Annotated in this window: 16 protein-coding genes and 1 pseudogene; all 17 read right to left on the bottom strand. The window is 71.3% G+C overall.

The window, feature by feature from the left end; genetic code table 11:
* Window positions 1–66: 66 nt before the first annotated feature.
* Window positions 67–444 carry a F0F1 ATP synthase subunit epsilon gene (locus IHE55_RS20620; protein WP_197990362.1) on the bottom strand — a complete coding sequence of 126 codons (378 nt, stop codon included), beginning with the start codon at window positions 442–444 and terminating at the stop codon, window positions 67–69.
* A gap of 112 nt (window positions 445–556) precedes the next feature.
* The gene (atpD, locus tag IHE55_RS20615; protein WP_197990361.1) at window positions 557–1999 is read right to left on the bottom strand and encodes a F0F1 ATP synthase subunit beta; all 1443 of its coding nucleotides are present in this window, start codon (window positions 1997–1999) and stop codon (window positions 557–559) included.
* A 5-nt stretch (window positions 2000–2004) separates the two neighbouring features.
* Entirely contained in the window at window positions 2005–2919 is a 915-nt protein-coding gene (locus tag IHE55_RS20610) for a F0F1 ATP synthase subunit gamma (RefSeq protein ID WP_197990360.1), read from the bottom strand.
* Between the two features lie 2 nt (window positions 2920–2921).
* Window positions 2922–4493: a F0F1 ATP synthase subunit alpha gene (atpA, locus tag IHE55_RS20605; protein WP_197990359.1), complete on the bottom strand. Its 1572-nt coding sequence runs from the start codon at window positions 4491–4493 to the stop codon at window positions 2922–2924.
* A gap of 140 nt (window positions 4494–4633) precedes the next feature.
* Complete coding sequence (locus tag IHE55_RS20600; protein WP_197990358.1) at window positions 4634–5449, bottom strand: F0F1 ATP synthase subunit delta; 816 nt, start codon at window positions 5447–5449, stop codon at window positions 4634–4636.
* Entirely contained in the window at window positions 5446–5994 is a 549-nt protein-coding gene (locus tag IHE55_RS20595; RefSeq protein WP_197990357.1) for a F0F1 ATP synthase subunit B, read from the bottom strand. The genes IHE55_RS20600 and IHE55_RS20595 overlap by 4 nt, the downstream gene beginning before the upstream one ends.
* 41 nt (window positions 5995–6035) lie before the next feature.
* Window positions 6036–6287: an ATP synthase subunit C-like protein gene (locus IHE55_RS20590; protein ID WP_197990356.1), complete on the bottom strand. Its 252-nt coding sequence runs from the start codon at window positions 6285–6287 to the stop codon at window positions 6036–6038.
* 76 nt (window positions 6288–6363) lie between these two features.
* Window positions 6364–7173, bottom strand: coding sequence for a F0F1 ATP synthase subunit A (gene atpB / locus IHE55_RS20585; protein ID WP_504740320.1), 810 nt, complete (start codon window positions 7171–7173; stop codon window positions 6364–6366).
* 264 nt (window positions 7174–7437) lie between these two features.
* The gene (locus IHE55_RS20580; protein ID WP_197990354.1) at window positions 7438–7893 is read right to left on the bottom strand and encodes a Cg1360 family ATP-synthase-associated protein; all 456 of its coding nucleotides are present in this window, start codon (window positions 7891–7893) and stop codon (window positions 7438–7440) included.
* A 237-nt stretch (window positions 7894–8130) separates the two neighbouring features.
* Complete coding sequence (locus IHE55_RS20575) at window positions 8131–9510, bottom strand: MraY family glycosyltransferase (protein WP_197992140.1); 1380 nt, start codon at window positions 9508–9510, stop codon at window positions 8131–8133.
* Window positions 9511–9733: 223 nt separating this feature from the next.
* Complete coding sequence (gene glyA, locus IHE55_RS20570) at window positions 9734–11029, bottom strand: serine hydroxymethyltransferase (RefSeq protein ID WP_372442773.1); 1296 nt, start codon at window positions 11027–11029, stop codon at window positions 9734–9736.
* A 621-nt stretch (window positions 11030–11650) separates the two neighbouring features.
* Window positions 11651–12325, bottom strand: coding sequence for an arsenate reductase/protein-tyrosine-phosphatase family protein (locus tag IHE55_RS20565; RefSeq protein WP_232265645.1), 675 nt, complete (start codon window positions 12323–12325; stop codon window positions 11651–11653).
* Entirely contained in the window at window positions 12322–12969 is a 648-nt protein-coding gene (locus tag IHE55_RS20560) for an L-threonylcarbamoyladenylate synthase (RefSeq protein ID WP_197990352.1), read from the bottom strand. Before IHE55_RS20560 ends, IHE55_RS20565 begins: the two co-directional genes overlap by 4 nt.
* A 58-nt stretch (window positions 12970–13027) precedes the next feature.
* The gene (gene prmC / locus IHE55_RS20555) at window positions 13028–13873 is read right to left on the bottom strand and encodes a peptide chain release factor N(5)-glutamine methyltransferase (protein WP_197990351.1); all 846 of its coding nucleotides are present in this window, start codon (window positions 13871–13873) and stop codon (window positions 13028–13030) included.
* 168 nt (window positions 13874–14041) lie between these two features.
* Entirely contained in the window at window positions 14042–15124 is a 1083-nt protein-coding gene (gene prfA / locus IHE55_RS20550; RefSeq protein ID WP_197990350.1) for a peptide chain release factor 1, read from the bottom strand.
* Window positions 15125–15280: 156 nt separating this feature from the next.
* The gene (gene rpmE, locus IHE55_RS20545; RefSeq protein ID WP_197990349.1) at window positions 15281–15505 is read right to left on the bottom strand and encodes a 50S ribosomal protein L31; all 225 of its coding nucleotides are present in this window, start codon (window positions 15503–15505) and stop codon (window positions 15281–15283) included.
* Between the two features lie 335 nt (window positions 15506–15840).
* A pseudogene (locus tag IHE55_RS20540) lies at window positions 15841–16901 on the bottom strand (LCP family protein).
* Window positions 16902–17202 lie beyond the last annotated feature (301 nt).

Raw genomic sequence — 17202 nt, 5'->3', positions numbered from 1 at the left:
GCCGCGGACCGCCCTGGAGAATTCCAGCGCGTTCCGCGGCTGAGGGTAGTACTGTCCGTGCCGGGCTCAGTGCGTGCCCGCCACCGCCCGCAGGCGGATCTCGGCGCGCCGCTCGGCGGCGGCGTCGGCCTCCGCCTTGGCGCGCTCCAGCGCCCGCTCCGCGCGCTTGACGTCGATCTCGTCCGACAGCTCCGCGATCTCGGCGAGCAGCGAGAGCTTGTCGTCCGCGAACGAGATGAATCCGCCGTGCACCGCGGCGACGACCGTTCCTCCGTCGCTGGTACGGATGGTCACCGGGCCCGACTCCAGCACACCGAGCAGCGGCTGGTGGCCTGCCATGACGCCGATGTCACCCGATGTGGTGCGCGCGATGACCAAGGAGGCCTCGCCGGACCAGACACTCCGGTCCGCCGCGACCAGCTCGACGTGCAGCTCAGCAGCCAACGTGGCTCCTCGGGTCTGACACCTGCCGGCACGGCAGGTGTTCTGTCAAAGAATAACGGGCGTTCGGGGAGGGGCGGGCACCGGACCCGCCCCTCCCCCACGAGCACGGGGCTCAGGAGACGCCGAGCTCCTTCGCGTTCTTCTTCAGGTCCTCAAGACCACCGCACATGAAGAACGCCTGCTCCGGGAAGTGGTCGTACTCACCGTCGCAGATGGCGTTGAACGCCGCGATGGACTCGTCCAGCGGGACGTCCGAGCCGTCCACACCGGTGAACTGCTTCGCCGCGTGGGTGTTCTGCGACAGGAAGCGCTCGACCCGGCGGGCACGGTGCACGACCAGCTTGTCCTCCTCGCCGAGCTCGTCGATGCCGAGGATGGCGATGATGTCCTGGAGGTCCTTGTACTTCTGCAGGATCCCCTTGACGCGCGAGGCACACGCGTAGTGGTCCTGGGAGATGTACCGCGGGTCCAGGATGCGGGAGGTGGAGTCCAGCGGGTCCACCGCCGGGTAGATGCCCTTCTCCGAGATCGGACGCGACAGCACGGTGGTCGCGTCCAGGTGGGCGAAGGTGGTGGCCGGCGCCGGGTCGGTCAGGTCGTCCGCGGGGACGTAGATCGCCTGCATCGAGGTGATCGAGTGACCGCGGGTCGAGGTGATGCGCTCCTGGAGCAGACCCATCTCGTCGGCCAGGTTCGGCTGGTAACCCACCGCGGACGGCATACGGCCGAGCAGCGTGGAGACCTCGGAACCGGCCTGGGTGAAGCGGAAGATGTTGTCGATGAAGAACAGCACGTCCTGCTTCTGCACATCGCGGAAGTACTCCGCCATGGTCAGACCGGCCAGGGCGACGCGCAGACGGGTGCCCGGGGGCTCGTCCATCTGGCCGAAGACCAGCGCGGTCTTGTCGAGAACGCCGGACTCCTCCATCTCCTGGATGAGGTCGTTGCCCTCACGGGTGCGCTCGCCGACGCCCGCGAAGACGGAGACGCCCTCGTGGAGGTTGGCGACACGCATGATCATTTCCTGGATGAGGACGGTCTTGCCGACGCCCGCACCACCGAACAGACCGATCTTGCCGCCCTTGACGTACGGGGTCAGCAGGTCGACGACCTTCAGGCCGGTCTCGAACATCTCGGTCTTCGACTCCAGCTGGTCGAAGTCCGGGGCCTTGCGGTGGATCTCCCACCGCTCGCTCTCCTTGCCGTTCTCCTCGGGGTGGTTCAGCACCTCGCCGAGGGTGTTGAACACCTTGCCCTTGGTGAAGTCACCGACCGGCACGGTGATGCCCTTGCCGGTGTCGGTCACCGCGGCCTGGCGGACCAGACCGTCGGTGGGCTGCATGGAGATGGCGCGGACCAGGCCCTCGCCGAGGTGCTGCGCGACCTCCAGGGTCAGCGTCTTGGTCTTGCCCTCCTCGGTCGGGTCCATGACCTCGACGTGCAGGGCGTTGTAGATCTCCGGCATCGCATCGACGGGGAACTCCACGTCGACGACCGGGCCGATAACCCGGGCGACGCGGCCCGTCGCAACGGCCGTCTCAACAGTGGTGGTCATAGCTCTCAGTCACTCCCCGCGGTCGCGTCGGCCAGGGCGCTGGCGCCACCGACGATCTCGCTGATTTCCTGGGTGATGTCGGCCTGGCGGGCCGCGTTCGCAAGCCGCGTGAGCGACTTGATGAGTTCCTCGGCGTTGTCGGTCGCCGACTTCATCGCGCGGCGGCGGGCGGCGTGCTCGGAGGCGGCCGACTGCAGCAGCGCGTTGTAGATGCGGCTCTCGACGTACCGGGGCAGCAGGGCGTCGAGGACGTCCTCCGCCGACGGCTCGAACTCGAAGAGCGGGAGGATCTCGCTCTTCTTCGACACCTGCTGCTCGTCGGCGCTCAGGCTGAGCGGCAGCAGCCGGCCGTCCACCGGGGTCTGCGTCATCATCGACACGAACTCGGTGAAGACGATGTGCAGCTCGTCCACCCCGCCGTCCGCCGTCGCGCGGGTCACGGCCTCGATCAGCGGGGCCGCGACCTTCTTGGCGTCCGCGTACGACGGGTTGTCGCTGAAGCCGGTCCAGGAGTCCTGGACCGGGCGGCTGCGGAACCCGTAGTACGAGACACCCTTGCGCCCGACGATGTACGTCACGACCTCCTTGCCCTCGGCGGTGAGCCGCTCGGTGAGCCGGTCGGCCGCCTTGATGGCGTTGGAGGAGTAGCCGCCCGCCAGACCGCGGTCGCTGGTGATCAGCAGGACCGCGGCGCGGGTGGGCCGCTCCGCCTCGGTGGTCAGCGGGTGGTTGGTGTTGGAGCCGGTGGCCACCGCGGTCACCGCGCGGGTCAGCTCGGTCGCGTACGGCGACGAGGCGGCGACCTTGCGCTGCGCCTTGACGATCCGCGACGCGGCGATCATCTCCATCGCCTTGGTGATCTTCTTGGTGGCCGTGACGGACTTGATGCGGCGCTTGTAGACCCTAAGCTGGGCGCCCATGCTCAGCCCTCACCCAGCAGCTTGCCGTCCGAGGTCTCGAACTGCCGCTTGAACGCGGCGATGGCCTCGGCGATCGCCTGGAGCGTGTCGTCGGACATCTTGCCGCCCTCGCGGATGGAGGTCATCAGACCCTTGTGCTCGCGGCGCAGGTAGTCCAGCAGCTCCCGCTCGAAGCGGCGGATGTCCTCGACCGGCACGTCGTCCATCTTGCCGGTGGTGCCGGCCCAGATGGAGACGACCTGGTCCTCGGTCGCGTACGGGGCGTACTGGCCCTGCTTCAGCAGCTCGACCATGCGCTTGCCGCGCTCCAGCGCCGCCTTGGACGCGGCGTCCAGGTCGGAACCGAAGGCGGCGAACGCCTCCAGCTCGCGGTACTGGGCGAGGTCCACGCGGAGACGGCCGGAGACCTGGCGCATCGCCTTGTGCTGGGCGGAGCCACCGACGCGGGAGACCGAGATACCGACGTTCAGTGCCGGGCGCTGGCCGGCGTTGAACAGGTCGGACTCCAGGAAGCACTGGCCGTCGGTGATGGAGATGACGTTGGTCGGGATGAACGCCGAGACGTCGTTGGCCTTCGTCTCGACGATCGGCAGACCGGTCATCGAGCCCTTGCCCATCTCGTCGGAGAGCTTGGCGCAGCGCTCCAGGAGGCGGGAGTGCAGGTAGAAGACGTCACCCGGGTAGGCCTCACGGCCCGGCGGGCGGCGCAGCAGCAGCGACACGGCGCGGTAGGCGTCGGCCTGCTTGGACAGGTCGTCGAAGACGATCAGCACGTGCTTGCCCTGGTACATCCAGTGCTGGCCGATGGCCGAGCCGGTGTACGGGGCGAGGTACTTGAAGCCGGCCGGGTCGGACGCCGGGGCGGCGACGATCGTCGTGTACTCCAGGGCGCCGGCCTCCTCCAGCGCGCCGCGCACGGACGCGATGGTGGAGCCCTTCTGGCCGATGGCGACGTAGATGCAGCGGACCTGCTTCTCCGGGTCGCCGGTGCGCCAGTTGTCGCGCTGGTTGATGATCGTGTCGACGGCCAGGGCGGTCTTGCCGGTCTGCCGGTCACCGATGATCAGCTGACGCTGGCCACGGCCGATCGGGGTCATGGCGTCCACGGCCTTCAGGCCGGTCTCCATCGGCTCGTGCACCGACTTACGGGCCATGACGCCCGGGGCCTGCAGCTCAAGGGCGCGCCGGCCCTCGGTCTCGATCTCGCCGAGTCCGTCGATCGGGTTACCGAGCGGGTCGACCACGCGACCCAGGTAGCCCTCGCCGACGGCGACGGAGAGCACCTCGCCGGTGCGCCGCACCGACTGGCCCTCCTCGATGCCGCTGAACTCACCGAGGACGATCGCACCGATCTCGCGCTCTTCGAGGTTGAGCGCGAGCCCGAGCGTGCCGTCCTCGAACTTCAGCAGTTCGTTCGCCATGGCCGAGGGAAGACCCTCGACCTTCGCGATGCCGTCGCCGGCAACGCTGACCGTACCGACCTCCTCGCGCGAGGCCGCGTCCGGCTTGTACGACTGGACAAAGTTCTCCAGCGCGTCCCGGATCTCCTCCGGCCGGATCGTGAGCTCCGCCATCTGGGTTCCCTGCTCTCCTTGTTGGGCCCGAAGTGTTTCTGGGGGTCTGGGGACTGCTTCCCGCGGCGGTGTGCCGCGGGCCCCCAGGACTGCGTCGGCCCAACTCGGGCCGCTTACATGCTTGTTGAGTTGGTGGCTGATCAGCCGGCCATCCGGCGGGTCGCCTCTTCGAGGCGGTCCGCGATGGTGCCGTCGATGACCTCGTCGCCGATGCGCACCAGGACGCCGCCGAGGACCGCCGGGTCCACGTCGAGGTTCAGGTGCACCTGCCGGCCGTACAGCTTGGCCAGGGCCGCGCCCAGGCGCCGCTTCTGGCCGTCACTGAGCGGCACCGCCGTGGTGACGATCGCGACCATCCGGTTCCGGCGGTCCGCCGCCAGCTTGGACAGCGCGGTGAGGCCCGATTCCAGGCTACGTCCCCGCGGGTGTGCGACGAGCCGCACGACCAGGCGCTCGGTCACCGGGTTCGCCCGGCCGCCGAGCAGGCGGGCGAGCAGCCCGGCCTTGGCCGTGTCGGTCGCGACCCGGTCGGTCAGCGCCGAGCGCAGCTCGGTCGAGGAGCTCACGATCCGGGAGAACCGGAACAGCTCGTCCTCGACGTCGTCGAGCGCGCCGGCCCGCTGGGCGGCGACGAGGTCGGCGATGGAGGCCAGCTCCTCGGTCGCGTCCACCAGGTCGCGCGAGCGCGACCAGCGGGACCGGACCATGCCGGAGACCAGATCGACGGTCTCCCCGCCCACCTGGCTGCCGAGCAGGCGCGCCGCCAGCTCGGCCTTGCCCTCGCCGGCCTGGGCCGGGTCGGTGAGGACCCGGCGCAGCGACACCTCACGGTCGAGCAGCGCGGTGACGGCGGCCAGTTCCTCGGCGAGCTTCGCCGCATCGACGGACGTGTTGTCGGTCAGCGCGTCGAGACGCTCGCGTGCGGAGGCCAGTGCCTCGCGGCTCGCTCCATTCATCGGGCGGCCTCGGCCTTCTCCTCAAGTTCGTCGAGGAAACGGTCGATGGTGCGCGACTGCCGGTCGGCGTCCTGGAGCGCCTCACCGACGAGCTTGCCGGCCAGGTCGGTGGCGAGCTTGCCGACGTCCTGGCGGAGCGTGGCCGCGGCCTGCTTGCGGTCGGCCTCGATCTGGGCGTGGCCGGCGGCGATGATCTCCTCACGCTGCCGCTGGCCCTCGGCGCGCATCTCGGCGATCAGCGCGGCGCCCTGCTCCTGCGCCTCCTGACGCAGGCGCGCGGCCTCGTGCCGGGCATCGGCGAGCTGGGCGCGGTAGTCCTCCAGGACCTGCTGCGCCTCGGCCTGCGCGGCCTCGGCCTTCTCCATCCCGCCCACGATCGCGGCGCGGCGCTCGTCCAGAACCTTGTTGATGTTCGGGAGGAGCTTCTTGCTGAGGAAGAAGAAGACGATGGCGAAAGCGATCAGGCCGATGACCAGCTCTGGGATCGGCGGGATGAGGGGGTTCTCCGCCTCCCCCTCGGACGCCAGCGTAACCAGGGCGTTCACATCAGTGCCTTTCGTCGTGTGCGGCTGGTGTTACGCCGCGATCAGCTGGTCGGGTAGACGAACGGCATGACCAGACCGATCAGGGCGAGCGCCTCACAGAGCACGAAGCCCAGGATCTGGTTGGCGCGGATCATGCCGGCCGCCTCGGGCTGGCGGGCCAGCGCCTGGGTGCCGTTACCGAAGATGATGCCGACGCCCACGCCCGGGCCGATGGCCGCGAGACCGTAGCCGATCGAACCGAGGTTGCCCTTGAGCTCGACAGCGGCGAGGGTCGTCTGGAGAGCAGCAGACATGCTCGTTCTTCCTTCTCTTTCACGGACCGGTGGGGGTTGGCCACCGGACGTCTGTTGGTTGGGTGTGGCGGGGGATTCAGTGGTGCTCGGCGAGAGCGCCCTGAATGTAGGAGCAGGCCAGGAGGACGAAGACGTACGCCTGGAGCGCCTGGATGAAGAGCTCGAAGGCGGTCAGCAGAATGACCATGACGAACGAGATGCCCGCGTAGGCGATGCCGATCCCGTTCAGCAGGTACCAGCTGGCGATGGTGAAGATCAGCAGCAGCACGTGCCCGGCGAACATGTTCGCGAAGAGTCGGACGGCGTGCGTGAACGGCCGGATCAGGAGGTTGGAGAAGAGCTCCAGGAGCATCACCAGCGGCAGCACCGGGCCGAGCGACTTGTCGTAGCCCGAGACGTTCTTCAGGCCACCGACGAAGCCGTGCCGCTTGAAGGTCAGGCTCAGCCACAGGATGTAGACGATCGCGGCGAGCGCGACCGGGAAGGCGATGATCGACGTGGCCGGGAACTGCGCGACCGGGATCACCGACCAGAGGTTCAGGATCCAGACGAAGAAGAAGAGCGAGACCATGAGGGGGACGTACTTCTCCCCCTCCTTCTTGCCGAGGCTCTCGTAGACGATGCCGCGCCGGATGAAGTCGTAGCCCGCCTCACCGACCATCTGGAGTTTGCCGGGGACGACCTTCGCCTTGCCGAAGGCGGCCCAGAAGAAGCCCACGATGACCACGGTGCCCACCAGGGCCAGCAGCATCGGCTTGTTGAAGTCGAAGCCGCCGATGGAGAACATCGGCTCGAACGTGAACGAGTGAAGCCCTGGGGCCGGGAAGCCGCACCCATCGAAGATGTGGCAATCGGTCTCGAAGGCGAGCGTCTGGTCAGAACTCACCGCGAGCTCCTTCAGCATGGCGCATAGGTACGGCAACCTCGTTGTGTCGGCGCGGCGCATGGCCGCGGAACGGCACTGGACTGGTCTTACAGGTGTGAGTGCGGCTCGTCAGCACGAGGCCGGGGGTCTGGTCGGGCAGCAGCTGCATGGGCCGCCGATTCCGTTCCGGTGATCCCGGGTGTTCAGCCGCCTGCGCCCGCTGTGCCTCAGATGGCACCGGACGATAGCAGGTGAGCGCTGACCGCTTTATACCGGGCCTACAGATCACGACGGTGATCCGGCGGGCGCGGTGCTCTTCGCCCCCCCGGACTTCCGTTCGTCCTCGGCCTCGGGCTGCACGTAGAAGATCTTGGCCTTCATGTGCGAGCGCACCTGGGCGGCGACCCACACCAAGGTGGCTGCCAGCAACGAGAAGGCGAACGCCCTGGTGTTGAAGAGGGTGGTGTCCCGGAACACCGCGAGGACCACCGCGATCAGCAGGAACTGCACCATGTACAGCGCCAGCCCCATCATCTGGAAGAGCTGGGGGTACTTCTTGGCGGTGCGTTCCAGCACGATCAGGTCGATCGCCATGACGGCAGACACCAGGACCACGCCGAACGCGGCTCCGATCGCGCCCTTGCCGCCGGCGAGCACGGAGCTCACCGCGACGGCGACGACACCGACCGCAGCGGTCGGTACGGCGCAGTGCAGAAGCGTTCGGGCGTCGTTGGACTGCATGAAGGGATCTCCGGCCGAGAGTCGGATGCAACGGTTCGTCGTGGACGAGCGTAATCCCCCGGGATGAGTGAACCTCGCGGCGAAAGGACCGTCGCACTACGGTCCTTCGGCTCTAGCACCGGGTCTAGTGAACGGTATCACAAACTATTTGATGAGGTCTTTACCTACTTCGTGTGCCGACTGTCACACTTGCGATCTAATTCGGGCACGTCCTGCTGACGGGCCGTGAATTCTCTGCTAAGCGCCGATCTTGCGGCCGTGGAAGCGGGAACGGTCGCCGATCGCGGTGGCGCCGTGCACCCCTGCGGGCACCGGCGGCTGGGCGTCGCCGGCCTCGTGCGCGACCGCGGCCGGCACCTCCTCCACGGCGCCGGCGGACGCCGGGGAAGCGGCCGAGGTGGCCGGGTGCGACCCCGCCGACCTGCGGTGACGGCGCTCCCGGCGGTAGCGCGGCGGGACGAAGCCCTCGGCCCAGCTCGGGGTGCGCGGGGTGAAGCGCGGCAGCAGCAGGAGGACCAGCCCGAGCGCGCTGAGCACCGCGATGGTCAGCACGATCCACATGCTGGACGATTCCACCGAGAAGCCGACGGTGCCGAATGCGATCAGCGCCGACCAGAAATACATGATCCACACGGCCCGGCTGTGCGAGTGGCCGATCTCCAGCAGCCGGTGGTGCAGGTGCCCGCGGTCCGCGGCGAACGGCGACTGTCCCCGCCAGGTGCGGCGCACGATGGCCAGGATCAGGTCCGCGATCGGCACCGCGATCACCGTCAGCGGCAGCAGCAGCGGGATGTACACCGGCACCGTGGCGTGCACCGCCTGCCGCTCCGAGCCGCCGAAGTCCAGCTTGAGCGCGTCCGGGTCCACCTGGCCGGTGATGGAGATGGCCCCGGCGGCGAGCACCAGGCCGATCAGCATCGAGCCGGAGTCACCCATGAAGATGCGCGCCGGGTGCATGTTGTGCGGCAGGAACCCCAGGCACATGCCCATCAGGATGGCGGCGAAGAGCGTGGCCGGCGCGGCGGCCTCCAGCCCGTACCCGAACCAGATCCGGTAGGCGTACATGAAGAACGCGGCGGCGGCGATGCACACCATGCCGGAGGCGAGCCCGTCGAGCCCGTCCACGAAGTTGACCGCGTTGATGGTGATGACGACCAGCGCCACCGTGAGCAGCGTGCCCTGCATGGGGGTGAGCGAGACGGTGCCGACGCCCGGCACCGGGATCCACAGGATGGTGAGGCCCTGGAGGACCATGACGCCCGCGGCGATCATCTGACCGCCCAGCTTGACCAGCGCGTCCACGCCCCACTTGTCGTCCAGGACGCCCAGCAGCCAGATCAGCCCCGCGCCGGAGAGCAGGGCACGGGGCTCGTTGGACAGTTCGAAGACGTCCTTGAGGTTGGTCAGGTGCGCGGCGACCAGCAGGCCGGCGCAGAGCCCGCCGAACATCGCGATGCCGCCCAGCCGGGGCGTCGGCTCCCGGTGTACGTCACGGGCCCGGATCTCGGGCATCGCACCGGCCGCGATGGCGAACTTCCGCACCGGTCCGGTCAGCAGGTACGTGACCGCAGCCGTGACGCACAGAGTCAGCAGGTATTCACGCACGGGCTGCCCCAGGAGATTCGCTGGCCATCACAGCCCCACACCATAGCGCCGTGTGGTCCGGGCCCCGGCGATCAGGTCACCGCCGGTACCGGTTCAGACACCCGGCGGGCCGGTCCGGTTGCACCGGGCGGTGTGTCCGGCAGGACCGGGCGGTGCGGCCGGGGCCGCCGGACCGTCCCGGCGGCGCGGCGGGGGTGCGGGGCCGTGACGGGGGCGTGGACGGGCCGGGGCGGGGTCAGGGATACGGCTGGAATTCGCCGGTCAGCTCCGCCACCTCGGCCCGGGTGCCGGCGTCCTCCCGCAGCGCCGCCGCCAGCAGCGCAGCGATCCGGCCCATCTCCGGCTCCGTCATTCCCTGGGTGGTGACCGCCGCGGTGCCCAGCCGGATGCCCTTGACGCAGCCCCCGGGGCGGTCGGGGGCCGGGACCGCGCACACGTCCAGCACGATGCCGGCCGCGGCGCAGCGGCGGCGGGCGGCCGGCCCGTCCACCCCCAGCGGGGCCGGGTCGGCGGTGATCAGGTGGGTGTCGGTGCCGCCGGTGGCGACCGTGAGCCCCAGCTGGGACAGCTCGCCGGCGAGCGCCCGGGCGTTGGCCACCACCTGGCGGGTGTAGGCGGCGAACGCCGGGGTGGCGGCCTCGCCCAGCGCCACCGCCTTCGCCGCCACGGTGTGCATCTGGGCACCGCCCTGGGTGAACGGGAACACCGCCCGGTCCATCCGCCCGGCCAGCTCGGCCGGGCACATCACCAGCCCGCCGCGCGGACCGCGCAGCACCTTGTGGGTGGTGGCGCACACCACGTCCGCGTACGGCACCGGGCTGGGGGCCACGCCCCCGGCGACCAGTCCGATGGGGTGGGCGGCGTCGGCGATGAGGTACGCGTCCACCTCGTCGGCGATCTCCCGGAACGCCGCGTAGTCCGGGTGCCGGGGGTAGGAGATCGAGCCGCACACGATCGCCTTGGGCCGGTGCGCGAGGGCCAGTGCCCGGACGCGGTCGTGGTCGATCAGGCCGGTCACCGGATCGACGCCGTACCCGACGAAGTCGAACCACCGCCCGGAGAAGTTCGCCGGCGAGCCGTGGGTGAGGTGGCCGCCCTGCGCGAGGGCCATCGCCAGCACCGTGTCGCCGGGGCGCAGCAGCGCCGCGTAGGCGGCGAGCACCGCGGAGGATCCCGAGTGCGGCTGGACGTTGGCGTGCTCGGCGCCGAACAGCGCGGTGGCCCGGTCCACCGCGAGCCGCTCGGCCAGGTCCACCACCTCGCAGCCGCCGTGGTGGCGGGCGCCCGGGTAGCCCTCGGCGTACTTGTTGGCGAGCGGGGAGCCCAGCGCGGCCAGCACCGCGGGCGAGGTGAAGTTCTCCGCGGCGATCAGCTGGAGGTCCTGCCGCTGCCGGCGCAGCTCGGCCAGGAGGACGTCGGCCAGCTCCGGGTCCTGCCGGCGGAGCGCCTCGGGTCCGGCCCACGGTGTCCAGGGGTCCGGGGCGCCGCCGGGCGGCGCGTCCCAGGGGCTCCGGGGCGAGGTCCGGGGCAGGTGGCCGGAAGAGGGTGCGGGAGAGACAGCCATCGCCGCTCACAGCCTTGGGGAGAGGTCACCGGGGGTTCCTCCCCAATGTAGGCCCGTTGCGGCCGCTGTGCGCGGTGTGGCGGCCTCCCGGACCTCCGCCGCCGGGGCCGGGTCGCCTCCCCGCGCCTCCGCCGCCGCGCCGGGTTCCGTGCCCGCGGCGCACCGCCCACGACGCACCTTTGGTGGTGCGTGCGCGGCACCCCTTCCCGAAGGGCTCACCCGCACGTCCGGCAGCGCGCCGCGCACGGCCGCACGCCCCGGCTCCCGGGACGCCGCGGGGGTACGCGGTCCGCGCGGACCGGCCCCCTGCGCGGTCTTCCGTGCCGGCGTGCCCGTCCACGACGCGGGGCGTCGCCGCCGGCCGGTGCCGGCGGTCGTTCGTCGGTCACCGCCGTCGTCCGTCCGGTGCCGGGGTCGCGCCGGAAGGCCCCGTGCGCCACCGGCGCCTTCCGGCGTCGGCCGCGTTCCGGCGTCCGCCGCGCTCCGGGACGCCGCGTGCTCCCGAGGTCCCGCGTACGCGGGTTCCGCGCCCGGCGGTCTGCGCGCCGGCGGTACGGCGGCCACCCGTGGCGGGGGGGGCCGGGCGGGTCAGGCCGGGGCGGGGACCCCGGTGAGCGCCGTGACGACCGGGTCCAGCGCCTGCTGGATCTCGTCGCCGATGCTGCGGAAGTAGGTGATGGGGGCGCCGTACGGGTCGTGCACCTCGTCGGCGTCCTCGCTGGGCGCCAGCAGCCAGCCGCGCAGCGCCGCCGCGGCCTGCACCAGGGCGCGGGCGCGCTCGACCACGCCGCCCGCCTCCTCCGGGTCGGGCAGCGTCGCGGGGTCTATCGCCCGGACCAGCCGGGTGAACTCCTTGAGCGTGAAGGTGCGCAGCCCCGCGGAGTGCCCCATGGAGATCACCTGCGCGCGGTGGTCGCGGGTGGCGGTGAGCACCAGGTCGGCACGGATCACGTGCTCGTCCAGCAGCTCCCGGCCGATGAAGCCGGCCGGGTCGGCGCCCAGGTCGCTGAGCACGGTGGCCGCGTGCGCCTCCATCGGCGCGCCCTCGTGCCCCCAGGTCCCGGCGCTCTCCACGATCAGCCCGCTGGTGCGGGCCGGGCCGAGACGGTGCACGAGGGCGTGCCGGGTCAGCCGCTCGGTGATCGGCGAGCGGCAGACGTTGCCGGTGCTGACGTGGAGGATGCGGAAGGTGGCTCCGCCGGCGTCACCCCAGGTGTCGTGGGAGAGCCGCCCCGCTATGCCACGCCCCTGCGGGGGTGTCAATTGGCCACCTCAAGGTCGGGTACGACCTCGCGCAGCTGCTCGGCGCTGAGCGCCCCGGCGCGCAGCAGCACCGGCACCTTCCCGGTGACGTCCACGATCGAGGACGGGACGGCGGCCGGGGTGGGGCCCGCGTCGAGGTAGACCGAGACCGAGTCGCCGAGCATGTCCTGGGCGGCGTCGCAGTCCTGCGGGGACGGGTGGCCGGTCAGGTTGGCGCTGGAGACCGCCATCGGTCCGAAGTCGGTGAGCAGCTCGATGGCGACCGGGTGCAGCGGCATGCGGACCGCCACCGTGCCGTGGGTCTCGCCCAGGTCCCAGGTCAGGGACGGCTGGTGCCGGGCGACCAGGGTCAGGGCGCCGGGCCAGAAGGCGTCCACCAGCTCCCACGCCTGCTCGGAGAAGTCGGTGACCAGGCCGTGCAGGGTGTTCGGGGAGCCGACCAGGACCGGCGAGGGCATGCCCCGGCCGCGCCCCTTGGCCTCCAGCAGGTCGCCGACGGCCTCGGCGTTGAAGGCGTCCGCGCCGATGCCGTAGACGGTGTCGGTCGGCAGTACGACCAGTTCGCCCCGGCGGACGGCGGACGCGGCCTCGCGCAGACCGGTCTTGCGGTCGGTCGCGTCGCCGCAGTCGTATCGCCGTGCCATCAGCGGACCTCCTTGTACGGAGTCGGGGAGAGTACTTGGTGCTGCCCTGTCGTCGGAATCACGGCAGGGCCTTGCGTGCGGTGGCGAAGCGGGGCCGGTTGTTGAGGTCGGGGTGGTCGGCCGCGTCGGCCCAGCCCCGTTCCTCGGTGAAGATCCACGGCACCTGTCCGCCTTGGGTGTCTGCGTGCTCCACGACCACCACCCCGCCCGGGCGCAGCAGCCGGTGGGCGGTGCGCTCGATGCCCCGGATGGTGTCCAGTCCGTCCTCCCCGGAGAAGAGGGCGAGCTGGGGGTCGTGGTCGCGGGCTTCCGGGGCGACGTACTCCCACTCGGTCAGCGGGATGTACGGGGGGTTGCTGATGACCAGGTCCACCTGGCCGTCCAGCTCCGGCAGCGCGGTCAGCGCGTCGCCGTGGTGGAGAACGACGCGGGAGCCCTCGACGTTCTTGCGGGCCCAGCTCAGCGCGGTCTCGTCCAGCTCCACCGCGTGCACCCGGGACCGGGGCACCTCCTGGGCGAGCGCCAGGGCGATGGCGGCGGAGCCGGTGCACAGATCGACGATGAGCGGTTCGACCACGTCCATGGCGCGCACCGCGTCTATCGCCCATCCCACGACCGACTCGGTCTCCGGACGCGGGACGAAGACGCCCGGGCCCACCTGGAGCTCCAGGTAGCGGAAGAAGGCGCGGCCGGTGATGTGCTGGAGCGGCTCGCGGGCCTCCCGGCGGGCGACGGCCTCCCAGTAGCGGGCGTCGAAGTCCGCGTCGGGGACGGTGTGCAGCTCCCCCCGCTTGACGCCGTGCACGAACGCGGCCAGTTCCTCGGCGTCGAAACGCGGAGAGGGCACGCCGGCGTCGGCCAGCCGCTGGGTGGCCTGCGCCACCTCGGCGAGCAGCAGGTTCACGATGGTCCTCTCGCGTCGTCGTCCGAGTCCGCCCCGCCCGGCCCGGGCGGCCGGGGTGTGCCCGGGCCTCGCGACCGGGCCGCGGGGCGGCTTGCCCGGCTCCAGTCTCTCAGCCCGCCGGCCCCGCGGTACCGCGGAACCGGTCGCCGGCCTCCCGGGGCCCGGCGGTCAGCTTGCGTCGCCCGCCGCGGCGAGCTTGGCGGCCGAGTCGGCGTCCACGCACGCCTGGATGACCGCGTCGAGGTCGCCGTCGAGCACCTGGTCCAGGTTGTACGCCTTGAAGCCGACCCGGTGGTCCGAGATGCGGTTCTCCGGGTAGTTGTACGTGCGGATCTTCTCCGAGCGGTCCACGGTGCGCACCTGGCTGCGGCGCGCGTCCGCGGCCTCCTTCTCGGCCTCCTCCTGCGCCGCGGCCAGCAGCCGCGAGCGGAGGATGCGCATCGCCTGCTCCTTGTTCTGGAGCTGGCTCTTCTCGTTCTGGCAGGAGGCCACGACGCCGGTGGGCAGGTGGGTGATGCGCACCGCGGAGTCGGTGGTGTTCACCGACTGGCCGCCGGGACCGGAGGACCGGTAGACGTCGATCCGCAGGTCGTTGGGGTTGATCTCGACGTCGATCTCCTCGGCCTCCGGGGTGACCAGCACGCCGGCGGCGGAGGTGTGGATGCGACCCTGCGACTCGGTGGCGGGCACCCGCTGCACGCGGTGCACGCCTCCCTCGTACTTAAGCCGCGCCCAGACGCCCTGGCCGGGCTCGACCGCGCCGCCCCGGGACTTCACCGCGACCTGGACGTCCTTGTAGCCGCCCAGCTCGGACTCGGTGGCATCGATGATCTCGGTCTTCCAGCCGACCCGCTCGGCGTACCGCAGGTACATGCGCAGCAGGTCGCCGGCGAAGAGCGCGGACTCGTCGCCGCCCGCGCCGGCCTTGACCTCCAGGATCACGTCCTTGTCGTCGCTGGGGTCACGGGGGACGAGCAGCAGCCGCAGCTTCTCGGTGAGTTCCTCGCGCCGCTGCTCCAGGTCCTTGACCTCGACGGCGAAGTCGGGGTCGTCGGCGGCCAGCTCCCGGGCCGTCTCGATGTCCTCGCCGGTCCGCTTCCAGGTGCGGTAGGTGCCGACGATCGGGGTCAGCTCGGCGTAGCGCTTGTTGAGCCGGCGGGCTTCTGCCTGGTCCGCGTGGACGGCGGGGTCGGCGAGCCGCTTTTCGAGGTCGGCGTGCTCACCGACCAGCTCTTCGACTGCCTCGAACATCAAGATTCCCTCAGTGGAGTGACCTGGGTGACGTGCCCCGGTGGGTGCGGCGGGCCCGGTCGGCCGGCCGTGGCGGCCGACCGGCGGGACGACAAAGCGCCGGTCCGGTCGCCCAGCCGGACGCTGGGTGACCGAAGACCGGCGCGGTGCGGGGCGCTACTTCTTCGCGGCCCCTGCGTTCTTGCCGAAGCGGGCCTCGAACCGCGCCACACGGCCACCGGTGTCGAGGATCTTCTGCTTGCCCGTGTAGAACGGGTGGCACTCGGAGCAGATGTCGGCACGGATGGTGCCGTCCGCAACGGTGCTACGGGTGGTGAACGAGGCGCCACAGGTGCAGCTGACCTGGGTCTCCACGTACTCCGGGTGGATGTCGCGCTTCAAGGGATTCTCCTATGGTTCGGGAGGGCGCCGGGTCGGCAGGCCGATTGCCTGTCGTGAACCGGAGCCGACGTACCAGTCTGCCAGCACTGGCCGCATCACCCAAAACCGGGGGTGGGGGCCAGGTATTCCCGTCCCTCGCCCGCGGTGCGCCGGCCGGCACGGGCGCTGCCGCGGGTGGCGTCCCGCGTGGTGCCCTGCGCGCGATGCCGCCGGTGAGATCCGGGCGGCGGGGGCGGGGTTCCGCGGACGGGCGGCGGGCCGGCGGGCGGGCACAGCGTGGCGGGCGGGTGGCGTGACGGGCGGTCGGCGTGGCGGCGGGCGGTATGGCACGCCGGTCAGGGCTCGCGGACCACGCCGTCCGCCTCGGTGTCGTCGGCCGCCGACCCCGGGTGGCGGAGGCGGGCACCGGCCGGTCGGCGCGCAGCGCCCGCCACACCTGGGCGGCCTTGGCCTCAATGGGGCGCACGCGGTTGGGGTCGCCGGGGTCGTAGGCGACCGGCAGCGTCACCATGTGCAGGTCGTCGGAGCCGATGCCGCGCAGGCCGCGCGCGAGGTCGAGCAGCTTGTCCACCGAGGCGAGGTCGGAGTCGGTGGTGAGGGCCTTGGTGGAGGCGTCGGCCACGTCGTACAGCTTCTTCGGGCTGCTGAACAGGCCGATGTCCTTGATCTGGTCGATCAGCGCCCTGATGAACGCCTGCTGGAGCTTGATCCGGCCCAGGTCGCTGCCGTCGCCCACGCCGTGCCGGGTGCGGACCAGGCCGAGCGCCTGTTCCCCGTCGAGGGTGTGGCGGCCGGGCGGCAGGTCGAGGTGGCTCTTGCGGTCGTGTATCGGCTCGGTGGTGGTCAGCTCCACACCGCCGAGTTCGTCCACCAGGTCGCGGAAGCCGGAGAAGTCCACCTCCAGGTAGTGGTCCATCCGGATGCCGGTCATCGATTCGACGGTCTTGACCGCGCAGGCCGGGCCGCCGACCTCGTAGGCGCTGTTGAACATCGCCCGGCGCTCGCCGGGCACCTCGCCGCCGTCCTTGCCGGCCTCGCTCGCCCGGACGTCGCCGTCCTGACCGCCGCGCCGGGTGCAGTCCGGCCGCCGGACCAGGGTGTCGCGCGGGATGCTGACCACGCTGGCGCGCCGGTGGCCCCGGTGGATGTGGACCACCATCGCGGTGTCGGAGCGGGAGGTGCCCTGGTCGTCGCCGTACCGGCGGTTCTTCCCGGCGCGGGAGTCGGACCCGAGGACGAGGATGTCCATCGAGCCGTTGTCCACGTCGTCGGGGCGGTCCCGGCCCAGCGCGCCGTCGATGTCGATGCCGGTGAGGTTGCCGTCGAGCCGCCAGTAGAGGTACCCGAACCCGGCCGAGCCGAGCACCAGGAGCGTGGCCAGCGTCCAGACGGTCATCACCAGGCTCCGGGGCCGGCCACCGGCCCCGCCCCCATCGCGCGGCCCGGCCCCCAGGTGCCGCTGCTCTTCTCGCCCATCCGCTCCTCTGTTTCCGCCGTCCCTCCGGCTCTCCGCCGCCCTGGAACCGCTCAGAGCGGAGTTTCGGTACCGCCGCGCCCACACTGCCCACGTCACCCGCTTGAGACGACGGGTGGAGCGCCAGGGTTGCACACGGCCGCCACCGGCCTCCCGTGTCGCGGTCCGTGTCCCCGCACGCCCCCTCGGCATGCGCTGCCGGACGGACGGACGGACGTGCGGC

This window comes from Streptomyces pactum (assembly GCF_016031615.1).
In the GTDB taxonomy this organism is placed as follows: domain Bacteria; phylum Actinomycetota; class Actinomycetes; order Streptomycetales; family Streptomycetaceae; genus Streptomyces; species Streptomyces pactus.
The sequence above is the reverse complement of the archived record's forward strand: the minus strand, read 5'-3'. Positions and strand labels throughout refer to the sequence as shown.